Source organism: Peribacillus sp. RS7 (assembly GCF_041956845.1).
GTDB lineage: Bacteria > Bacillota > Bacilli > Bacillales > DSM-1321 > Peribacillus.
Genome location: NZ_CP168135.1, coordinates 2,796,967 through 2,821,252 on the forward strand (window position 1 = coordinate 2,796,967; position 24,286 = coordinate 2,821,252).

Annotated in this window: 6 protein-coding genes; all 6 read left to right on the forward strand. The window is 36.6% G+C overall.

Annotated features, from left to right (window positions below; translation table 11 throughout):
- Window positions 1–5: 5 nt before the first annotated feature.
- Window positions 6–7,544, forward strand: a complete 7,539-nt coding sequence (locus ACDZ29_RS14125) for an amino acid adenylation domain-containing protein (protein ID WP_375091075.1) — start codon at window positions 6–8, stop codon at window positions 7,542–7,544.
- Window positions 7,545–7,555: 11 nt separating this feature from the next.
- Entirely contained in the window at window positions 7,556–7,822 is a 267-nt protein-coding gene (locus tag ACDZ29_RS14130) for a phosphopantetheine-binding protein (protein WP_375087974.1), read from the forward strand.
- A 29-nt stretch (window positions 7,823–7,851) separates the two neighbouring features.
- Window positions 7,852–12,570, forward strand: coding sequence for an amino acid adenylation domain-containing protein (locus ACDZ29_RS14135; RefSeq protein ID WP_375087975.1), 4,719 nt, complete (start codon window positions 7,852–7,854; stop codon window positions 12,568–12,570).
- Window positions 12,571–12,649: 79 nt separating this feature from the next.
- Window positions 12,650–20,335 carry an amino acid adenylation domain-containing protein gene (locus ACDZ29_RS14140; protein WP_375087976.1) on the forward strand — a complete coding sequence of 2,562 codons (7,686 nt, stop codon included), beginning with the start codon at window positions 12,650–12,652 and terminating at the stop codon, window positions 20,333–20,335.
- An 11-nt stretch (window positions 20,336–20,346) separates the two neighbouring features.
- Window positions 20,347–23,235 (forward strand): amino acid adenylation domain-containing protein, encoded by a 2,889-nt coding sequence (locus ACDZ29_RS14145; RefSeq protein ID WP_375087977.1) that lies wholly within the window; start codon window positions 20,347–20,349, stop codon window positions 23,233–23,235.
- A 19-nt stretch (window positions 23,236–23,254) separates the two neighbouring features.
- The gene (locus ACDZ29_RS14150; RefSeq protein WP_375087979.1) at window positions 23,255–23,983 is read left to right on the forward strand and encodes a thioesterase II family protein; all 729 of its coding nucleotides are present in this window, start codon (window positions 23,255–23,257) and stop codon (window positions 23,981–23,983) included.
- The last annotated feature ends 303 nt before the right edge of the window (window positions 23,984–24,286 follow it).

A 24,286-nucleotide genomic window follows, 5' to 3' on the forward strand; every position in this document is an offset into this window, starting at 1 on the left:
AAATGATGAAGATGAATTCTTTAGCGAATCTATTTGAAGAAAGTGTTAGGGAATATGGAGACAATATTGCAGTAAGAAATAAGGATATGCAATTTACATATAAAGAAACGAATATCTTGGCAAATAAAATGGCGCTGTACATAAAGGACAAAGGGATAAATAAAGGAGATAATGTCGGAATCTATATTGAAAAGTCGGAGCATGTTTTATTTTTAATCATAGCACTCCTTAAATTGGGGGCTACCTATGTACCTATCGACCCTAAAAGTCCTGATGAAAGAGTAAAGCATATAATAAAGAATTCAGAATTGAAGTTATTGATTGGGGATAAAGGCCGGATTAGCGGCATTGATTGCAATTATGTAACCCTCGATGAAGTGATAGAGAATTCAAATGATATGACAGGTGAGAATTTCCATACCTTAATTGATCCAGAGGATCCAGCCTATATTATTTTCACATCGGGCTCTACAGGAAAGCCTAAAGGAGTTTGCGTTTCACATGAAAATGTCATGAACTTGTTTTTAGGCTGCGACGGTTTGTTCGAGTTTAATAATAAAGATATATGGACATTTTTCCATTCCTACGCATTTGATTTCTCCGTCTGGGAGATGTGGGGGGCTTGGATATATGGCGGAGAAGTTGTAGTGGTTTCATTTGAGGAAAGCAGAAATCCAATATCCTTTGTTGATTTATTAATAAATACACAAACAACCGTTTTCAATTGTACACCAAGCGCTTTCTTCGAGGTGATTGGTGAACTCATAAACCGACAAAATGAATTAAGTTTAAGATACATCATTTTTGGAGGGGAAGCATTAAACTTCAAGAAATTGACGCAGTGGTTTTCGCCCGAAAATGGCAGGCTGCCAAAGCTAATAAATATGTACGGAATAACTGAAACCACCGTTCATGTAACATACAAAGAAATCGCTAAGAGTGATGTGGAAAAAGGAATTACGAATATCGGAAAAGTCTTGCCTCATCTTGGGTTCAAGGTGATGAATCAACATGGAGAAGAAGTAACTGGAGATGAAGAGGGCGAGTTATACGTTTCAGGAAAAGGTGTTTCGCTAGGCTACTATAAAAATACCATGATGAATAAGGTGAAATTTACGGATATTGATAATGTTCGCTACTATAAGTCAGGGGATGTAGTGAAAGTTTTGGATGATGGTGATCTGCAATATATCGCCAGGAATGATGAGCAAGTGCAGTTAAGAGGTTTCAGGATTGAATTAGGGGAAATAGAGAGCTCGTATAATGATTTGAAAAACATCAAGAATGCAGTCGTTACGATGGATAAAGGGTTTAATGATGATATGCATTTATTTTTATACTATGTTGCTGATGAAGAATTAGCTGCTGATTATTTGAGGGAAAGTGTAAAAAGCTCATTGCCAGCTTATATGATACCAAGCTTTTTTATCAAGGTGGACAACATCCCCCTAACGGTAAATGGCAAACTGGATAAATCCCTATTACCTAAATTCGTCATAAAAGACTGTGAAGCTCCATCGAATATCGAGAGTCCAGTGGATGAAACAATTAGTGAAAAAGTAAGAGAATTGGTTGTTAGCATCATAGGCAATGGGGTTATAAAAAATAATCAGTCCCTACTTGAATGTGGAATGAACTCATTATCGATAATGAGATTAATTGTCACTATTAAAAAGCAATTTCAAATTGAAATTGCTCCTTCAGTTTTATTGGAGAACGATACGATTATGAAATTATCCCGAGTCATAGAAACTCGTCAAAAAGAAGAGGTAAAGCAAGATTATACACCGATCAATATTAATGGCAGAAATACATACCCTTTAACATATGAACAAGAAAATTTGTGGTTCATTCACCAAACCAATGTAGACAAATCGTTATATAACATAGTTTTTTCGTATGAAATATCAGGTGAAGTGAATGAAGGAAATCTGGAACTATCTTTAGATAAGCTAAGCAATAAACATCAAATTTTAAAAAGTGTCATTAGAGAAGAAGCTGGAATGGGCATCTTGGCTTTCGATGAGTCGATTCATCATTATATTAACTATTTCGATGTTTCGGATATTCCTTTAGACTTGCAGGAAGAAAAAATAAATCACTTGGTGAAGGAAGAAACGGAACGGCAATTTGATTTAGGAAATGGTCCCCTCTTATCGATGGCGCTAGTGAAGACAAATGAATGTGAATATCAATTATTATGTAACATCAACCATATTATTTTTGATGGTTGGTCGATTCCATTAATGATCAATGATTGGTTTTCCATTTATGAGGAAATCGAGAATGGCGAACGAAATGATAGAGATAACCAATCAATCCAATATGGAGATTATGCTTTATGGCAAAAAAACTCGCCAAATTATGTAAGTGGTAAGGATAATGAGTTCTGGAGTAATGAAATAACTGCATTACGGCAAAAGTCCTTTTTACAATATGATCATCAAAAAACCGGAGAAGGGAAAAGCCCATCCGATATTATCAGCTTTTTGTTACCTAAAGAAATTCAAAACAACCTGGAAAGTCTTCAAAAAAAAACGAAATCTACTTTGTTCATGAGTTTGCTTACCGCCTATCAAACCTTTTTATCGGTGTACTTTGATGAAGAGGAAGTTGTCGTCGGAAGTCCTTTGGCAAAGAGAAACCATGTGGATACTGAACAATTGATAGGATATTTCGTCAACACATTGCCCTTTAAATTAAATGTATCCCAGGAAGATTCATTTGAAGGAATTTTGCGGAAAAATATAAAAAATATTGCAGGTGTTTTTGACCATCAAAATTTACCTACTAAGGAAATATTGAAATATTTATCGGCAGAAAGAACCATGGAAAATACGCCATTGTTCGATACAGTATTTGTCCTGCAAAATAACCAAAAAGAAAAGCTGGCATATAGAAATTTCACGTTAAAGCCGAAAAAAATAAATACCTTTAAAGCTAAATTTGATTTAGTTGTTCAGGCAGAAGAAATGGATGGGGATGAATTATTCATTTCGTTTGAATTCAACAAATCATTATTTAATAAAGCGACGATTCAAAGAATGGCTAGTAACTTTCAGTATTGGCTGCAAGAGATTACAACCGAGGAAAGCAAGAAGATAAAGGACATCACCTACTTAGAGCCTGCACAGTTACGATCAATAATCGAAATGGGTACAGGCAATGTAAATCAAGAAGTGGAAGATCAGCGTTTTGAAGATGTAATAACTAGGTTTGAGAATAAAGTAAGTACAAATTTCAGTGATGTTGCCATTGTTCATGGTGATGACCAAGTGACGTATAGCGAGTTAAATGCCCAGGCAAATCAGGTGGCGCACCGATTATTCCGAAACCATGTAAATGTAGAAGATAGAATTGGGGTTTTTATGGATCGATCGATCAATATGGTTACGGCCATTTTAGCCATTATGAAAGTTGGGGCGGCATATGTGCCTTTGGACCCGTCACAACCAGAGTCACGGCTGAAACATATGATTGAGGATTCTCAAATCACATATTGTTTAAGTAATGAAGAAGGACTTTCAATGTATCCCGGTGATGAAGGAAAACTAATATGTATCGAAGACATACTAAAAGAACGAGAAATTGAATGCGAAGAATTCGTTTCAAGAAAGATATCGGAAAGTGATCTGGCCTATATCATCTACACTTCAGGAACAACGGGAAAACCTAAAGGGGTCATGATTGAACATGGAGGGTTGGCTAACCTCTGTAATTGGCATATCCATTATTATTCTGTCGATGGAAAAGATGCTGCTTTACTAGTTTCGAATACATCTTTTGACGCTTCTGTTTGGGAGATATTCCCTTATCTGACAAATGGGAATAAACTCGTGATATTGGATTACTATGATTTATTGGATGTAGACATCCTTTCGGAGAAGTTAGAAAAGGAGAAAGTCACACTCGCGTTTTTTTCAACGGGACTGCTCGAGCAATTATTTATCAACGATATGAAATTTCCAGAATCAATCAGAGCCATCTTGACAGGGGGAGATCGTTTAAAAACGATACCCAATCATTTGAATTTTGATTTATATAATAATTACGGGCCAACTGAGGGCACTGTCGTTTCGACAGCATATAAGGTACTTCCAAGTGATGATACAGTGATCCCGATTGGAAAGCCAATCTTAAATGCAGAAGCGTATGTGTTCAATTCCAGGATGAAGCCCACTCCTAAGGGTCAAATAGGCGAGCTGTATATCGGCGGAAAAGGCATTGCAAGAGGGTATATAAATAATCCGGAGAAAAACGTTGATAGTTTCATTCCAAATCCGTTCAATCCTTCAAAGAAACTATATAAAACTGGAGATTTAGTTAAGTATACCGAGGATGGAAATTTACTATTTGCAGGCAGAGCGGATGACCAAGTGAAAATCAGGGGATATCGTATCGAACTTGGCGAGATAAGTGCCGTTCTAAATAAATGCACAGGTATAAAGGATTGCTTTATAGCGATAAAAGATGAATCTAAGGCAAAGAAATTCATCATTGCTTATTATATCTCCGACAATGACCTGGAAGAAAATTATATCCGGGATAATATGAAGAATCATCTTCCCCAATATATGATTCCTTCTTATTTCATTAAAATGGAGTCATTTCCGCTAACCGTTAACGGCAAAGTCGACATGAAGAGCCTGCCGGATACAAAAACGAACACGGAAGGAACCAAAAATAAAAGTGTCATTAATGGAACGGAACAAAAATTGTTAAAGATATGGAAAGAGGTGCTGAATAATCAGGAAATAACCATCTTTGATAACTTTTTCGAATGTGGAGGAGACTCCATCCTAAGCATTCAAATTTGTTCACTTGCCAAGAAAGAGAATCTTTTCATTACTTCAAAAAACATCTTTGAAAAACAAAGTATCGAAGAGCTGGCAAAGGTTGTGGAATTGACGGGCGATTTAACGATAAATCAGTCTGAGGTTATTGGAAAGGCGCCATTTACACCTATTCAAAGTTGGTTTTTCACTCAACAAATAAATAATTATAATCATTGGAATCAATCTGTAACTTTAAAGGGATACCCGAAATTGAATGAGAAGCGACTGCAAAAGATCATGGCTCATATCGTTAGACATCATGATGGGCTGAGATCAAGGTTCAATAAAGATGAAGCATTCTCGAAAGTGGAAGAGCATATCGACCCGACTGAAAATTGGACTATGAATTATGTAAATATATCAAACATGAGTAAGGACAAACAGGAACGGGAAATAGCTAGACTCGGGAACGGTGCACAGCAGGGCATAAACATTTCAAACGGACCACTGATGAAAATTGAATGCATCAATACTGGCCAAAATGAGCATGTAATCATTTGGATCATTCATCATTTACTTGTTGATGGGGTTTCCTGGAGAATCTTGATCGAAGATTTTGACCGGCTATATATTCAGGATATCAACGATCAAGAATTAAAACTTGATAAAAAAACGACAGCATATAAGGAATGGGCGCATAATCTAAACCAATACAAAAAAAGCATTCCCTTAGGCATTAAAGAGTACTGGCTGAATGAACATGAGGCAGTAAACGAAAACGCCCTAGTCAAAACAGGGAATGTTTACGATGGAAAATCATTTGAATTGAAGCTGAATAAAGAGATTACAAACAAAATCTATAATGAAATGACAAAAGCGTATAAAGCATCTATCGATGAAATATATTTATCAATTTTCGCAACGCTAATCGGGAAGTATTTTAATAAAAAGGATATTCATTTCACTTTGGAGGGACATGGTCGTGAAGAATTATTTGCAGGTGTCGATTTGTCCAGGACAGTAGGATGGTTTACGACCATGTGCCCGGTTTATATAGAAGATAAAGAAACCATTACGAACACGATTCAAGGTACAAAGAAAAAGTTAAGGACATTGCCTAATAAAGGGATTGAGTATGGAATCCTGACAGAGTTATGTGGCGGGACACATATGAAACGAAATAGGCCGATCATCAGTTTTAATAATTTAGGTAGATTTCACCAAAGCAATGAATTGGCTGCAAAAGAGGTCATCTTTTTTAGTGAACAAGATATTCAACATAATTCCTATACCGAGCATGAAGTCGATATTGAATTGCTTGTAATGAACGAAGAGCAAACTATAAAAATAAACTATAACAGACATTTCGTAAGAGAAGATTTTGAGAAATATATTCAACGCAATTTGCCGGAATTGTTACGGACATTGGAAGAAGAAACAAAATCGGTAAAACAGATGTACCGTTCGGAAGACTTTCCATTGTTGGATATGCCTAAAGAGGAACTTAACCAACTACTGCGCAAAGAAACAGGAATTGTTGATATTTATGAATTGACTGCTTTGCAAAAAGGGATGTTGTACCATAGCTTGTTTGATAGTGAGAGCAGCCAGTATAAAGTGCAACTCATATTTGATATTAAAGGTTTTCTGGACGTCGAAAAATTAAAGAATGCCATTGTGACAACGGCAGGGAAACATGACATTTTAAAAACGAAATTATATTCAAGTAAAAAAGGGTTATTCTTCCAACTGTTAATGGATTCCATGGATACCGAGATTGAATATGAAGAAATAATGGATCAGCAAGTAAAGCTGGAAAAGTTGTTAGCAGATCAATATAAGATCATAGATATCGAGAACAATAGGTTGTATCGCTTCATGATCGTTAAGCTTACGGACAATGAATACCATTTAATATGGACATTCCATCATATCATTATGGATGGCTGGAGTTATTCGATGGTTATTAATGACATCCTTAATTCTTATCATTCAATAGCACCATCATCATCCGGTAGTGCTTCATTTAAAGAGTATGTTGAATATATGAAAGATTATACGAGTAATAAGGAGCTGCGGGAATATTGGGCAGGGAAATTGGAAGGTGCCCGAAATTCTGGATCTAGTATAACGGGAGTGTTGGAAGGCGAGGGATACATTGAAAATGGTTACTTGAAAGTACTGGATGAGGAATTGAGTGATACGATTCAACGATTCTGTCAGGAATACAAGATTACCATCAATACTTTCTTTCTAACTATATGGCTAGCCACTTTAAAAGAAGTAAAAGGTACGGAAAATGTATGCTGCGGCGTAGTGACATCCGGCAGGAATATCCCAGTCCGGAATATTGAGGCCATGGTTGGTCCATTTATCAATACTGTGCCATTTATAAAGCATATCAGCCAAGAAAAGACTTGCATTGAACTGCTCGATGAAGTTCAAAAGGAGTTTTTGGAACTAAGTGCCTATGAGAATACACCATTATCAGAGATTTATGAGTGGGCTAATTTGGAGAATCATTTGTTTGATTCATTATATGCTTTTGAAAACTATCCCATGCTACTAGCTAATAATGATGAAATCAATGTGAGTTTGAAAGAAGGACGGGAAACGACCCATTATCCAATCGTCATTATCATCACCCCTGGTTCAAGTGTTCAAATAAAGTTTAATGAGGCAGCGGTCAATCCAAAGTTAAGGTCATCAGTCATTTCTATATTTAATCGAATCTTAAGCGAAATGTTAGAAAAAATGAAAGTTAAGTGAGGGGGATATATATGGAAACAACTATTGCTGTGAAGGAAAGGTTAATTGAGGAAAAGCTTATAGGATTTTGGAAAGAGATTTTAGAACAAGAAACAATAGGTACAGATTCCAACTTCTTTGACTTAGGCGGGAATTCCCTTTTAGCCATGCAATTTATTCAAATGGTGAAGAATAACATGGGAGTGAGATTACCAATCAAAGTGATGTTCGAACAATCAACCATCAAGGAACTATCCGTACTCATCAAACAATTGGATGATATTAATAAGTTAGGTTGAATGGAAAAGAATTGAGGTGGTGTTTTTCTATGAACAGGATAATCAGTGAAACGGAAGATAGGCTATTAAACTTGATTTCAATTGTTATCGAACCTTTTAAAATATCACTAATGGAGGACATGAATGAACCACTAAGCACAAATGAAAAAAAAGATGAGTTTTTGTCTTCGATAAAGCGGGAGTTTGGTATTCAATTAACACCGGAAATCATTTCAAGTCAATGGAATATAGAAAAGCTGGCAAGTTTTCTGGACATGCTTATCAGCATGAGGGAAGTCGAGGTAAATAAGCCTTATAAACGTGGGAAAAGTGAAGGGATGCTTTCTCATAATCAAGATCGAATGTATCTGTTTGACAGCCTGAATGAAAGGAAAATGCTCTATAATATGCCATTTAAATTCATTTTAAATGGCGTAGTGGACATTGATGACCTGCAACAGGCAATAGATTTCATGATTGAACGCCATGAAACTTTGCGAACCAATTTCAAGGGTGAAGAACATCAAATCCTTCAATTCTTATCAAAAAAAAGCAGAAACATAATTGCCTATGAAGACTGTCGGGAAGTAGATCCCGAAGTCAGTAATATAATGGTCACCTCCCATCTTACTGAAGAAATGGAAAGGTGTTTCGACCTGGAAAATGATCATTTATTTAATATGAAACTATTTCGAATTGACGAAGAAAAGCATTATTTAGTATGCAATTTTCACCATATCATTTTTGATGGAGTATCGTTTGTCACGTTTTTCGAAGAGTTAATGGAGATTTATGAAAGAATTCAAACGGGCAGGGTTGGGGATATTCCTCCTTTGGACATGCAATATTTAGATTATGCTGTCTGGCATAAGGAGTGGGTCAAGAATAGTACGCCAAGCCAAAGGAGGTTTTGGGACAGTTATTTAGATCAAGAGGAAGAAGCATTGGAACTTCCATTTGACTTTCAACGTCCAAAATCACCTTCATACTCAGGTGGAAGACTGGAAATGGCGATAACGGATGAACTTCGTGTATGGATAGACAGGATTTTAAAGGAGAATGGCACGACTTTATATGCTTTTATGATGACCGCCTATCAAGTGTTTTTAAGTCAGTATACCGGGAAGAATCAAATCATTGTCGGGAGTACCGTGGCAAACCGCGGCCAGGTAGAATTTGCCCGGACAGTTGGATGCTTTGTCAATACGCTGCCATTGAAGCTGACCGTGGATGCCACAGAATCATTTCATGAAATATTGAACCGAAATCGTAAAGTGATTTTGGATGTATTGGAACATCAGGCCTTTCCATTTGAAAAAATCGTTGAAATCATTAATCCGGACAGGGATCTCAGCCATTCCCCATTGTTCCAAACAGCATTGGCAATGGAAGAAAGCTTTGATGGGAACTTTAGCAATTCATTCTTCACTCTTGAACAAGACAAATTCGAAATTCCTTATTCAAATTATGACCTGACCATAAAAGTAAAAGGTTCCCATAACCTAATCCTAGAGTTTGAGTATTCCGATGAACTTTTTAGACGGGAAACAATTGAAAGACTCATGTTGAGTTTTGAAAAATGGTTATTCCAAATTTGTAAAAATGCAAATAAACCTATACGTCATTTGGAGCATTTAGATGACAAGCAAATGAATCAATTGTTATTTGAGTGGCAAGGTGAGGTTTCGGATGCACATCAAAATGAGACGATCACCTCCATATTCGAAAGAATCGTTAAGAAGCATTCAAACAAATTAGCCGTTGCTGATAATGGTAAGTCCATTACCTATTCGGAATTAGATCAACGATCAAATGTGATTGCTAAATTGCTTAGAAATAATATCGAAAATGGCTCCAATAAGGTGGGCCTGCATATAGACAGATCAATTGATATGGTGATAGGCATGTTGGGAATCATTAAAGCCGGATGTGCATATGTTCCGCTTGATCCTATGCTGCCAGCTGAAAGATTGGAATATATCATCAATGATTCGAAAATGGATATATGCATTACGAATCAAGTTGAGGTTCCTGCCATAAAACAAATAGCTAAAGTGATTAATCTTGAAACCGTCCATTACGTGGATACCGAGTGCTGTAACGAATCAATTGCACCTTCCGATCTGGCTTACATAATTTATACTTCGGGAACAACAGGAAAACCTAAAGGTGTCATGATATCCCATAGAGGAGTAGTAAATTTAATAATAAGTCAAAACATGTACTTACAACTTGATGAGACCTCTAAGGTATTACAATTTGCCACTTTTAATTTTGACGCTTCAATCTATGAGATTTTTGGAAGCTTATTAAATGGTGCAGAGCTGCACATCGGGAATAATAAGGAGGAAATGTTTGATTTATTCGCTCTGGAAAATCAAATCAAAAGTGAAAAGTTAACCCACCTAGTATTGCCGCCTGCAGTTTTGCAAGAGCTTAATATTGAGGGATCCGATGTGAAATTCGTTGGTTCAGCCGGATCTGAATGTCCAATAGCTTTGCTGGATCGCTATCGAAATATAAACTTTTATAATGCCTACGGTCCAACGGAATATTCAGTTTGGACAACGATTGAAATGTTTAAAGCATTCGAAAACAATGAGACTGCTAATAATAAAGTATCGATAGGCAAACCTATCCTGAATACTGACGTCTATTTACTAAGTCCGGAGCAAAGACTTGTCCCGATAGGTGCCGCAGGGGAAATATATATTGGTGGTGAAGGGTTAGCTGTTGGCTATGTGAATAATGATGATTTAACAAAAGAAAAGTTCATTGAACATCCCTTTAAAGCTGGAAAGCGTTTATATCGCAGCGGCGACCTTGCAAAATTCACGAGCGATGGTGAGTTGATTTTTCTGGGGCGTAAAGATAATCAAGTGAAAATAAGAGGTTTCCGAGTGGAAGTTGATGAGATTTCGGTTAATCTCAATGCGTATCCGCAAGTAAGTGACTCATTCATTAAGGTTCAGGATCAGCCAAACTTAAATAAACAAATAATCGCTTATTTCACATCCAAACAACAAGTTGATCATGACCACTTAAAAGCATTTTTAAAAGAGAGATTACCAAGTTACATGATTCCTTCATTCTTTATGCAAGTGGACAAATTTCCGTTAAATGCAAATGGGAAAATTGATTCAGCGCTTCTTCCGGTACCCGTAACTAGAAGCAATACATTGGAAGAACCTGAGACGGTCAATGACAAAGTTCTTCTTCAGATTTTTAAGACTGTCTTAGGGTTGGATGACATAAGTATCCGAGATAACTTTTTTGAACTTGGCGGCGATTCCATTCAGAGCATTCAAATATGTTCACTAGCAAGGCAGGAAAATATAATCATCAGTCCAAAATCTATTTTTGAAAATCAAACGGTAGCAGAGCTGGCAGCTATCGCGAAAACCGAAAATAATGTCATGATTCAACCTATAGCCACTAGGGGGAATGTGGAACTGACCCCGATCCAAGAATGGTTCTTTGCAGAACACACGACTTCCATCAATCATTGGAACCAGTCCATTGTTTTTAGTAAAGATTACTGTGCTCAAATGGAGGACATTGGAAAAATTCTATCTCATATCGTGGAACATCATGATGGATTGTTAACCCTATTTAAAAAACATGGCAATAAATATATCGGAAATATAGACTCAGAACACAAAACATGGGAGTTAGTCTATAAGGATATACATCATTTAGATGAGGAAACGCGAATAAGAATGAGAGATGAATGGGAAAGTAAGGCTCAACGTTCATTGGACATAAGTAATGGACCGATCATGAAAATGCTTGTTTTAAAAGAACAATCAAACAAGTATCGCTTCTTTTGGGTAATCCATCATTTATTGATTGATGCAGTTTCCTGGAGAATTTTACTTGAGGATTTCAATACTCTCCATGATCAAGCATTAAACAATCAAAAAGGGAAGCTTGCTTATAAAACTTCATCATTCAAAGACTGGTCAAACTTCTTGAAAAAATACAATGAATCGTTGATGGCCCCTGAAACACTCCGTTATTGGGAACAAAAAACAAAAAGTGAAATAACGGATTTTAAGATAGCGGAAGACTTTATAGCTAAAGAAGAAAGAACGATGGAGAAATCATTCAGTGAAGAAGAAACTGAATTATTGATCCAGGAATTATCAAGGCAATCAAAAGCGACTGTGGAAGAAGTATTGTTGTCATTAATTGCAACGAGTTTGAAAAAATCTTTTGAAGTGAAGAACTTCTGGATGGAAGTAGAAGGGCATGGCAGGGAAATGGCGGATGAAACAATGGATGTTACTCGGACCGTTGGCTGGTTTACTGCGATGTATCCGATATTGCTGCATTCAGGAGAGACGTTTGATGACACTTTAAAAAACACGAAGAATGCTATAAGGGAAATTCCAAATAAAGGTTTTGATTATGGCGTTATTAAATATTTACGCCCTGGGGTCATTAAGGAGCAGGATATCCACGTTACTTTTAATTATTTAGGAAGATTGGACTCCCAATTTGAATCATCCAATAGCAGGGACTTTGGTGAGTTTGAAAATAAACCAAAACTCCATTTCCTTGCATTGATCCAGGACGGAAAACTATTCATAAAAATAATCTCAAAATTAGCTGAAGAAAAGATGAACTTAATAATAGAAGCTATTGGTAATGTCTTCATGGAAATCAGGGGAACTGAATTTGACCAAGCTTCTTTAATAGAAAGTGATTTTCCAGATGCGATGCTTACTGAGGAAGATTTGTTTCATATATTGAATTCCAATAAATGAGGTGATTAAGGGTTTAAAAGAATGATTTCAGTCGGCAGGTATGGATGACACGAAGATAATGGAATCGGGAGGCGCAAAATTGGAGAAATCTATTCAGAATATCTACTCATTAACTCCGCTTCAAGAAGGAATCCTTTATGAACTGGAAATGAACAATACAGCAGAGAACCTTTACATTTCTCAAATGCGAATCAGGATAACGGGCGCTCTTGAAGTAAATGGATTATTCCAGGCGTGGAGTCAGGTTGTAGAACGTCATGAAGCATTAAGAATGAAGGTCATCTCAAAAAATATCGAAAACAATGTTCAGGTTGTATTCAATGCAATGGACTATCAACCAGAAATAATCGATATGACAGAGTTGAGTAAACATGATCAATTAAATGAAATTCAGAGAGTGACATCCAAATCCCAGGAGATGGATGTGAATAACTCCAATTTGATGAAACTCCAGTTAGTGAAAATTGAAGAAAATCAGTATATCTTGATTTGGACTCATCACCATATAATTTTGGATGGCTGGAGTACCAGCATAGTCATCGATGAACTCTTTGTTATTTACAGCCGAATTGTAGGAAAAGACTCCAAACGCCTTATTGAAAAGCCAAAGCAATATGGAGATTTTATCCGGTATATGAATAAAATCGATGCGGAAGAGCTAAACCGTTTTTGGAAAGAGCTAGCAAAGGATATTGAGCAGCCGACAATCACATTCCCCGTTCTGAAGCATGTGAAGGAAAACCAGGAGGAAAATGATCTGTTTTGGGAGCTTGATAAAAAACAGAGTGAGCTTTTAAGAGAATTTGCCGCTAAAAACCATGTTACGATTAATGTATTATTGCAGTTAATTTGGTCGATCGTCCTAAAGGAAATGTCCAATCAAAATCAAATAGTCTTTGGAATTGTAAGCTCTGGCAGGTCGAATAACTTATTCAAATCCGAAGAAATTGTTGGGCTACTCATTAATACGATTCCGATGATAGCTGAAATGAACGATACAGATAGCATTACTGATTTACTGAAACGGTTCCAGGAAACATTAAACAATATGTTGGATTACTCTCAAATTTCTTTAGTGGATATCAAAAGGCATACAAAATTAAAGAAGGAAGATCCAATTTTCGAAACTTTATTTGTTTATGAAAATTATCCGGAAGCGAAAAATGAGAGGTTTGACATTAACTGGGAAATTGAAGGCGGAAAAGAGACACATAGCTTTCCATTATCATTACAAGCCCAGGATAATAAAGAAACGATTAAATGCAAATTGTATTTTAATCGCTGTTTCATAGAGCGTTCATTAGTAAATGATATCCAATCAGCCTTCATGCAGATTGCCCATCAAATTACAAAAGCTCAGCAAATTGACGAAATATATGTCGATATTGATTTTTCAAAACTAAAAAATAATGTGAGTAAGAACCATCAAACAACAAGTAACCATGCGGTCATATCTACATCTGTTAATCAAGAACTTAAAGAAATATGGCAAGAGTTTTTCTTGAACAGTGAGATTAATGAGGATTCTGATTTCTTTCAATTGGGCGGGCATTCGATAACAGCCATGAAATTGGTGTCTAAAATAAATAAAAGACTTGATGCGAATATGAAATTAGCCGATTTGTTTGAAAATCCTACATTGAAATTGCTAAGTCATAAGATCTTTCCAGAAGTGAATATGCCTCCGAAAGATAAAACGGAAGTAGTTTCATCTTTCGTGGAAAAGACATTTTTGGAAGTCTTATCAACAAGTCAAATCGATAAAGATGCCGATTTTTTTGAAGTGGGCGGACACTCGATATTAGCCATGAAGTTATTGACGAAATTAAACAAAGAATACAATCAAATTTTAACTTTGAAAAATATTTTTCAAAATTCAACAGTCGAATCGTTGACGGCCTTCATCATTAATGAAATTTCAGATCATGACATAGAGCACAGTGAAGCACAACAAAAAGATCATGTTTTATCCAGTAACCAAGAGGCTTTGTGGTTCAACGAAAAACTCAATGGTAAGACAGCCAATTATAATATCCCTCAGAAATATAAAATTACTGGTGCAGTAGAAACTTCAATATTGGAGAAAGCCGTCAATCATGTCGTTAATAGACATGAGATTTTAAGGACCACCGTGCGTGAAAATGCCGGGAAAGGCTATCAGGAAATCAAGGGAGATTTGTACATTAAAATAGGTGAAATTGACCTCTCTGCGTTAAATCCAGAACAGCAAACGACTCGTATGCTGCAAATCGAAGAAGATGTCCAATCGGAAATCTTTGAAATTGAAAAAGGTCCTCTCATGACAGTGAAACTGGTTAAATTGAGTGAAAAAGAGTCTGTTTTATTTGTGAATCTCCACCATTTCATTTTTGACGGATGGTCAGTGAGTATATTTTTAGACGAATGGTTATCTTTTTATGACAGTGAAGTGAATGAAAAGGAACTTATCCTTGAAAACGACTTTAAACAATATAAGGAATTTGCCTTTGAGCAGAAAAGCTGGTTAGAACATAACATTAAAGAAGAATCGCTATTTTGGAAAACAAACTTATCTGGGGAATTACCTAAATTGGAGCTTCCTTTAGATACGATACGTACAAAAGAAAACCGCACCGATGGCAGTAGTTTCATAGTGGAACTAACAAGTGAAGAGCTCCAGGGTTTAAAGCGGATGTCCCTTGAACAAAACTCGACATTATTCATGACACTGCTAACGATGTACCAGTCTTTTCTAGCAAAATATACAGGTCAAAACGATATCATCGTTGGAAGTCCTTTGGCGAATAGAATGATTGAAGGAACAGAAAAATCGATAGGTTATTTTGTCAATACACTGCCCTTTAGATTAAAGCTGGGACTTGAGGAAACATTCGAAGAGATTCTTCAAAGAAATACAAACCATATCATCGACATCTATGATCATCAGCAAATGACATTGGAGAAAATTGTTGAAGTCATTAACCCTGAAAGAAATTTAGCAAGCACTTCATTATTTCAAACCGTCTTTATTTTACAAAATAATGCCAAAGCTTCATTAGAAAGTGAATACATAAAGATAACGCCTGAAGTAATAAAATCAAAGGCAGCAAAATTCGATTTGAGTTTAGCTGCAGAAGAATATGAGGATAAGCTTTTATTCGCTTTTGAGTATAATTCAGGGATCTTCAATGAACAAACGATTCAAATATTAGCTGAGAATTTCTTAGAGTGGATTAGGAAAATTACCTATCACCCTGAACGATCGATTGACAAGGTATCCGTCGTGAGTAAGAGGCAGGAAAAAGTATTACTGGAAGAATGGCAGGGAGAAACCATTCGTTTTGAGGGGATCAATGACACAATCCCAGAAGCCTTCCATAAAGTTGTTGAGCGGTTTCCTGATAAGATAGCCATTGTTGATGGTCCGAGAACCATTACATATCGCGAATTGAATGATAAGAGCAATCGACTCTCACACTATTTACTAAGCAAAGGGATTTCTAAAGAAGAAAGAATCGGAATTTATATGAATCGATCAATTGATATGGTGACAGGGATGTTGGCAGTAATTAAAGCTGGTGCTGCGTATGTTCCACTGGATCCTCATTATCCTGATGAACGGTTAAGCTACATGGTTGAAGATTCGTCCCTTTCCTATTGCTTGAGTCACAAAGAACTCGGAAAGAATGGTTTGATTGACTCATCCAAAATAATATATTTTGAAGATATTGAAAAAGAAACGGATTTGTTAATGGAAACGAATCTTCACATTGCGGATCAGAGAGACTTAGCATATGTCATTTATACCTCGGGAACGACAGGCAGGCCAAAAGGAGTCATGTTAGAACATAGAGGAATCATTAACTTAGTTTATAACCAAAATGAAATGATGTGTTTGGATACATCAGCTAAAGTGCTGCAATTCGCTACGTTTAATTTTGATTCATCCGTCATAGAGATTTTCAGCACACTATTATTCGGTGCCGAGCTGCATATAAGTGTAGATAAAGAAAATCAATTTGACATGAGTAAGCTTGTTGAACAAATTAAGCGTGAAGGAATTTCTCATATCATTTTACCGCCTGCTGTATTGAAAGAACTGCCAATCATAGAATTGAGCACTATTAAAGTGTTGGGATCTGCAGGTTCTGAATGTCCAGTTGAGCTCGTTTCAAAGTTTAAACATATATCGTTTTTCAATGGCTACGGGCCTACGGAATATTCGGTATGTACAAGTTTTAAAATGTTTCCCCCGAATGAGGATGTTACAGATGAATTCGTCGTATCGATCGGGAAGCCTTTGACTAACACGGTTGTACTTGTGTTGGACGAGAACCGGAAACTAGTGCCGGCAGGGTCAGTTGGTGAACTTTACGTTGGAGGAATTGGGTTAGCAAGGGGATATTTGAATAATGAGAGCCTGACAAATGAAAGATTCATATCCAATCCATTCAACCCTGCCGAAAAAGTATACAGAACTGGGGATTTAGTTAAACATAACAAAGCTGGAGAATTAGTTTATATAGGCAGGGCGGACGATCAAGTGAAAATAAGAGGATACCGTGTTGAACTATCGGAGGTTAATGTTTCATTACGAAAAATAGCAGAAATCAAGGATAGTTATGTAACGGTAATGGAAGATGGATTTGAGAATAAAAGGCTAATTGCTTATTATACGGTGAATGATGAGGTTTCTATAGATTCAATCAGAAGACGATTGAAAGAAACACTGCCTGCTTTCATGATTCCTGCTCATTTTATGCAACAGGATAAATTTCCTTTGACGCCGAATGGAAAAGTTGATCGGAAATCCCTGCCGAAATGGACGGAACAGTTTGATGAGAGGAAGGAAAAAGTGCTGGACGTGCAAGAATTGTCCAAAACTGAAACAGAGCTTCTGACAATCTGGAGAAATGTTTTAAACGATCCGACTATAGGACCGGAGGATAACTTTTTTGACTGTGGCGGTGATTCAATCATCAGTATTCAAATATGCTCTGCCGCAAAAGAAAAAGACTTATTTATAACTCCTAAAGATCTATTTGAATGCCAAACGGTCCGTGAGCTAGGGAATATTGTAAATGAGCTGGAGCAAAAACAAGTGGTTCAAGAAACAGTATCAGGTTATGTCCCGTTGACGCCTATTCAATCTTGGTTTTTTAATGAAAATCATGAGAATATCCATCATTGGAATCAGTCAGTCGTTTTGATGAAGGATAATACGTTGACGACTGAACAATATAAAAAAATCATCATGAAATTAATTGATCAGCACGACGTTTTAAGGACATTATTTGAAAAACATAATGATTCATATATTGGCAATATTTCAAATGCTGATACAGCTTGCAGTTTTCATGAGTATCATGTTTCAAGTTTTAAAGATGAAAAAAGCTTGAAGGAAATTAATGAGCTAGAAGAAAACGCCCAACAAAGTTTAAATATACACAATGGCCCTTTGATGAAGTTCCTTCTATTCAGGAATCAAAGGGAGGTAAGGGTTTTTTGGGTGATTCATCACCTTGTGGTTGATGGTGTTTCGTGGAGGATACTCCTTGAACATTTCGAAAGGTGCTATCAACAGATAAAGAATGAACAAGAACCATCACTGCCTTTAAAAACGACTTCTTATAAACAATGGTCCGAGAAACTAAACGAATTCAAGAACACTGACCTGTCGGAAGAGGCCGTTCAATATTGGGAAAAGGAAATGAATGTTCCAGTTTCTCCGCTGACGGAAGACTTAGGAGAAACGTGTGATTTTGAAAACATGTTTAAAATACAAGTGGATGAGGCCCAAACACAAAACCTCATTAAAAACACTTTAAGAAAACATAAAACGACGATTGATGAAGTTTTATTATCCGTTATCGCACATGCACTTTCCAATCGAATGGGAGTCAATGAATTTTGGCTCGATTTAGAAGGACATGGCAGAGAGGATATTGAGGATGATATTGATTTATCAAGGACGGTAGGGTGGTTCACCTCGATTTATCCAGTAAGGATGAAAGGAATGGCGACTTTAGGCTCAACCTTGAGAAATACAAAAAGCATATTAAGAAATGTGCCAAACAAAGGGTTTGACTTTGGAATCCTAAAGTATATTTCCAATCGGAATCATAACTATCCAGATAGCCTCGTGAGTTACAACTATCTAGGTCAGTTTAATAACACTGGTGATATGGAACAAACCAATAGCAGCAATATCGATTTGAACTATAAATTTCCATATAAACTCAATTTTGTCGCCAGCATCGTAAACAATAGACTCATGCTGAATATTATTGGCGATAGCAGCAATGAAAACTTCCGAATGATATGTAAAGAAGTTGAAGTACACTTAAACAAAATTTTAAGTGGAAGTGCAGATTTGAATGACTCTATTGTCGAAACGGATTTTGAAACTGAGAAAATAGTCGATGGAAGCACGATCACCCATTTCATTAATAAGTTCAATAACATTGAAGAGATTTACCCAGTGACATCACTTCAAGAAGGAATGTTATTCCATAGCGAAGTAACCCAAAGTCCTGAATATATTTCACAGCTATCCATTGATTTAGTAGGTGATCTGGACTTGGTTAAATTAGAAGAAGCCTGGAATGAAACCTGCAGAAAATACGACGTTCTAAGATCCGTTTTCAGGCGCAATCAATTGGGGGACCGTTATCAAATCATACTTAATGACATTTATTATGTGTTTAATCATGTGGATCTAACGATGTTTAGTGAAGTCGAGTCAGAATCCAAGATAGAAAATCTTTTAGAGCATAGCAAAAACAGACAAACGGATTTAGAGAATGGCCCGCTCATGAACATCACTTTGATTCAGCTATCGAATCATCGCTATAAATTCATATGGACACATCATCATGCTTTAATAGATGGCTGGAGCCTGCAAATTGTCATTAATCATTTTTTGGATAATTACCGAAACCCATCCAATACGACAAATGACAGTGATGAACATAAGAATGCTTATAAACACGTCATGAATCATGTCAGGAATATTAATAAACAGGAAGAAGCAGCTTTTTGGAAGAAAGAATTGAGGGATTTCGAACAAGTAAAAGCACTTGTGAGTAATAAAACGGATAAGGAAGCTTCTACATCGGATAAAGTTATTGAATATAGCTTACCTGAAGAGATTAGCGAAAGATTAATAGAATTATCCAAGCGGCATAGAAAGACAATTAATACCGTTGTTCAAGGAGTTTGGAGCATGGTTCTATCCTACCTGAGTGAAAGCGACTCAGTATGCTATGGGGTAACAAGCTCAGGAAGGAACCTCAGCATTCCGCATATTGAATCAGCTGTAGGCTTATTGATCAATACCCTGCCATTCTCTTTGAAAATCGATTGGGATGATGATTTACAATCCTATCTAACTGCTATTCAAAAAAAGCAATTACAAATGAGAGAGTTTGAGTTCAGTTCACTTACGGATATAAAGAGATACGCTGAAACTCCATGGGATAAGGAATTATTCCAACATATATTTGTATTCGAAAATTATCCGAGCACAGAACTGGCAGAGGATTCGCAAATCATGATCGAAAATTCAGTTGGAAGTGAATCGACCAATTTTGATCTTACGTTCTCTGCGGCTGTAGTGCAATCCAAGCTGCATTATAAAATCATTTATAAAGAAAGTAAATTCGATGAAAATGAAATTTTGCGTTTTATGGATTCCATGCAGGAAATATTCTTAAAACTAACAGAAGATGAAAAACTACTATCTATTGGTAAATTAATAAATCACTTGAAAGTTGGGGCCCGATGATAAGCAAATCGATGACGACGAATAAATTGATGTCAATAACTGAAGCTTTTATAAAAATCGTGGAAGATAATCAGTCGAAAGCGGCTCTTTGTGAAAATGACAGGCAAATTACTTATAAAGAATTAGATATTCTTTCAGATAATCTTGCCAAAAGGATCATTGATTTGGGGTTTCAAGAAGAAACAATGATCGGGATTCCAAGCAAAAGGTCCATTGAACTGATCATCGGAATGCTTGCCATAATAAAGTCAGGCTGTTGCTATGTTCCGATAGACGAAAAGTACCCATTAAAAAGATTGGAATATATGCTTGCAGATACGGATATGAAGTTCTTCTTATCGTTTAATGGCCAAGAAGGGAAGCTCCGTGAATTGGATATTGAACCAATTCCATTTGAGATTAATGAACTAAGCAGGGAAGGGCACATTCCCGTTAATCGTTCTTCGGAGAATGGTCTCGCATATGTTATCTATACATCAGGAACGACTGGAAAGCCAAAAGGTGTGATGATAGAGCATAAGAGTGTAGTCAATTTAGTATTGAACTCTGAAATACTTGAAATAAACGAAAATAATAGAGTGGCTCAATTTTCCAACCCATGCTTTGACGCCGCAACTTTTGAGATATGGGGAGCTTTATTGAATGGCGCAACTTTATTCTTGATGTCGAATGAGTTCACTTCTTTTGATGATTGGAAAGAAGCGATATCCATTGGAAAGGTGGATGTAGCTTTTTTTACGACAGGTCTTTTCAATGCAATGGTTGATGAGGATCCATTAATTTTTGAAGGATTAAAGAAAATTGTGGTTGGCGGAGATAAAATCTCGGTTTCCCATGTGAAAAGATTGAAGCAAACAATCGGTCATTTTGCCTTGATTAATGGGTATGGACCAACTGAATGCACGACTTTTGCCATTTGCCATGAGGTCGAAGACAAAGATGCAGATGTTATTCCCATTGGAAAGCCGTTAAGCAATGTAGAAATCAAGATTCTATCTGAAGAACAAGTAGAGGTAGAGGATGGGGAAATAGGCGAGATCTACATTGGCGGTCAAGGGGTCATGAGGGGCTATCTAAATCAGCCGCAATTAACGGAACAAGCTTTGCTCATGGATGATTTGAATCAGGCGAAGTGGTACAAAACAGGTGATCATGGCGTCCGGTTACACAATGGTGAAATCCTGTACAAAGGCCGAAAAGACAGTCAAGTGAAAATTCGCGGCTTTAGAATTGAACTGAATGAAATTCAGGAAAAGCTTGATAAATACATGAGGATTGAAAGTTCAGTAGTTGCTGTTAAAAACATCAATGGTGAGAATTATGTTATCGCTTATTACAAACATAAAGATGAAAAAGCGGAAAACGCTGAAAAGGATATTAAAGATTATCTTAGCAATGAATTGCCGAATTATATGATTCCCCATTTTTTTGTCAGAGTGGATGATTTCCTGCTTAATGCCAACGGTAAAGTGGATAAAGACAAATTATTGGAAATGGATATCATGCAAAGTAAAACTTCCTTAGCCAATCAAGAAACTGGAAAGAAAAAAGAAGTATTGGAGATTTGGAGAAATGTATTAGGAAATCCAAGTCTAGGATTGGACGACAACTTCTTTGAAAATGGAGGCCATTCCATTTTAGCTACAAAACTGGTCTATGTAATGAAGGAAACCGTACTTCCTGAGGCCACTTTACAAGTATTAATGGAAAATAACACAGTCAATAAATTTGTTGAGGCACTTGAAGTCGATTCAGCTGGCAGCATGGAAGCAGTGATGGAGAAGGATTCCATGCTCGCTCCAGCGTTGATGGGGAAAATAAGGGAAATATCCACTAAACCAGTTGAGATTGAAAAAAATATGATGATTACAGGTGGAACAGGGTTTTTAGGGGCACATCTATTAAATAAATTGTTACTGGAATTGGAAGATGTCAAAATCTATTGTTTGGTTAGATTTCCTTCAAGAAATAGATTGAAAGATACTTTAATGAAATATGGTCTTTGGCAGGATGATTTCGTAAGTAGAATCGTTGTAATTGAAGGTGATCTTAGTAAGCATCAATTTGGTTTGGATGATATGACATATGAGAAATTAAGCAATGATGTTTCACATGTGTATCATGTCGGTGCCGAAACGAATTTCTTCGAGCCATATAGCAAATCCAAGATTTCGAATGTGGATGGTGTAGTGGAGATTATTAAGTTTGCTTCATCATACACTCGGAAAAACATTTATTATGCCTCAACGCTTTCTGTCTTGACCGGCGAAAGGAAATGGGACGAGGAAGACGAATTGGTTTACTCCCCTGATTTAATGATCGGGTACAGCCAGTCCAAATGGGTTGCCGAGAAATTGCTTCTTCAAGCAAGGGAACATGGACTGACAATCGATATTTTCCGATTAGGCAGGATTTCATCTAATTCAAACGGGGTTTGGAACGAGAAGGATATGTTGTACAAGGTTTTTGAATCATTTATTGAACAAAGGATATTGCCATTTAAAGAGGAAATTCATTTTGAATTGATGCCAGTCGACTTTGTAAGTGAGTTCATTTACAAAATATCAAGATTGAATGCGAATCAGAAGCTCGGGATCTATCATATGTTCAATGATCAGAGGGTTTCAAGTGAATTCGTGACCTCCTTCTTCGAAAAAAAAGAAATACCTTACTCCAACATGGATTTGGAAGAATGGTTACAATCATTAAAAGAAAAGACACAATCTAACGAGATTCATTCATTAAGTGCTTTGTCACAGTTAATTGATGAATCAACAAAATTAAAAGAGTCGGAAATCCTGCAATTGAAAACCAAGAAGGAAATGGAATTACTATCAATGAAAATGCCGGAAATCAATTCAAGGTATGTTGAAAGCTTTATGAAGTTCATGCTGAAATAATTGATCATGGAGAAGGGGGATGGAAGGGCTGAAGAAAACACTTTTTTGTTTCCCTTATGCCGGGGGAAGTGCATCTTTTTATAGAGAATGGAAATTTGATGATGTGATAGAGGTAATCCCGCTGGAATACCCAGGACATGGCAGTAAATATAGTGAACCATTGTGTGACCATATGGCGGATTTAACGGATATATTAATGAAAGAAATGGAAACGAAACATCAAATGGATTCACTGGAAAGCATCTCTTTGTTTGGACATAGCATGGGTGCGATCGTAGCCTATGAAATTGCGGCAAAATTAGAGCAGAGATATGCTAAAAAAGTAGAGCATATATTCATTTCAAGTAAATCGTCTCCAAATTATAAAGTAGATCAAATCGATTGCTCTAATGCAAAACATTTAAAGCAATCGCTTGAAAAAATCGGGGGAACGAACAAGGAACTCCTAGAAACCGAAGATTTCATGAATATATTCCTTCCGATAATCCAGTCGGATTTGAATGTTTTAGCCAACTATCACCATGAAAAAAAGCGCAATAAAAAGGTGGGAAATAAGGGCGTTTTGCTTTTGGGCTCGGATGATACTGTGACGAAGGAAAGTATCGAAAGCTGGAATGAATACATTGAACATATTGAAGGGTTGCATATATTAAAGGGTGATCATTTCTATATAAAGCAAAACCAGGATCTTGTTTTAAAAATCATTCAAGAGTATTTACTCAATAGTCGTTGTGAAGTTCTGATTTAAGGTTGCTGACTGTCTTGTGCCAACCGAGATTTGTTCCGCCAATTAGTTTCAGAAGTCAAAATAATTTAATATAATGTGAGTTTGGAATTATCCGCTTGGATATGCATGAAACCCGATCTACAATGTGAAAGGACTGATTTATTCAGTCCTTTCACATTGTAGACAAATTAAAAAAGTTCCAGTTGATTTCAGAAATCCACTCCCTTTCCACCGACTGTCTGCCAAGCCTCATCAAAGTAAACGTCTCAGGGGCTCGGCTAGCCAGTTATTCGGCAGGAGTGTCGTAAATTTCTTCAATCACTC

Bases quoted from the DNA above. Each gene is read 5' to 3' on its own strand.
- ACDZ29_RS14135 (WP_375087975.1), top strand. From the start codon at position 7,852: ATGAACAGGATAATCAGTGAAACGGAAGATAGGCTATTAAACTTGATT.
- ACDZ29_RS14150 (WP_375087979.1), top strand. From the start codon at position 23,255: ATGGAAGGGCTGAAGAAAACACTTTTTTGTTTCCCTTATGCCGGGGGA.
- ACDZ29_RS14125 (WP_375091075.1), top strand. From the start codon at position 6: ATGAAGATGAATTCTTTAGCGAATCTATTTGAAGAAAGTGTTAGGGAA.
- ACDZ29_RS14145 (WP_375087977.1), top strand. From the start codon at position 20,347: ATGACGACGAATAAATTGATGTCAATAACTGAAGCTTTTATAAAAATC.
- ACDZ29_RS14130 (WP_375087974.1), top strand. From the start codon at position 7,556: ATGGAAACAACTATTGCTGTGAAGGAAAGGTTAATTGAGGAAAAGCTT.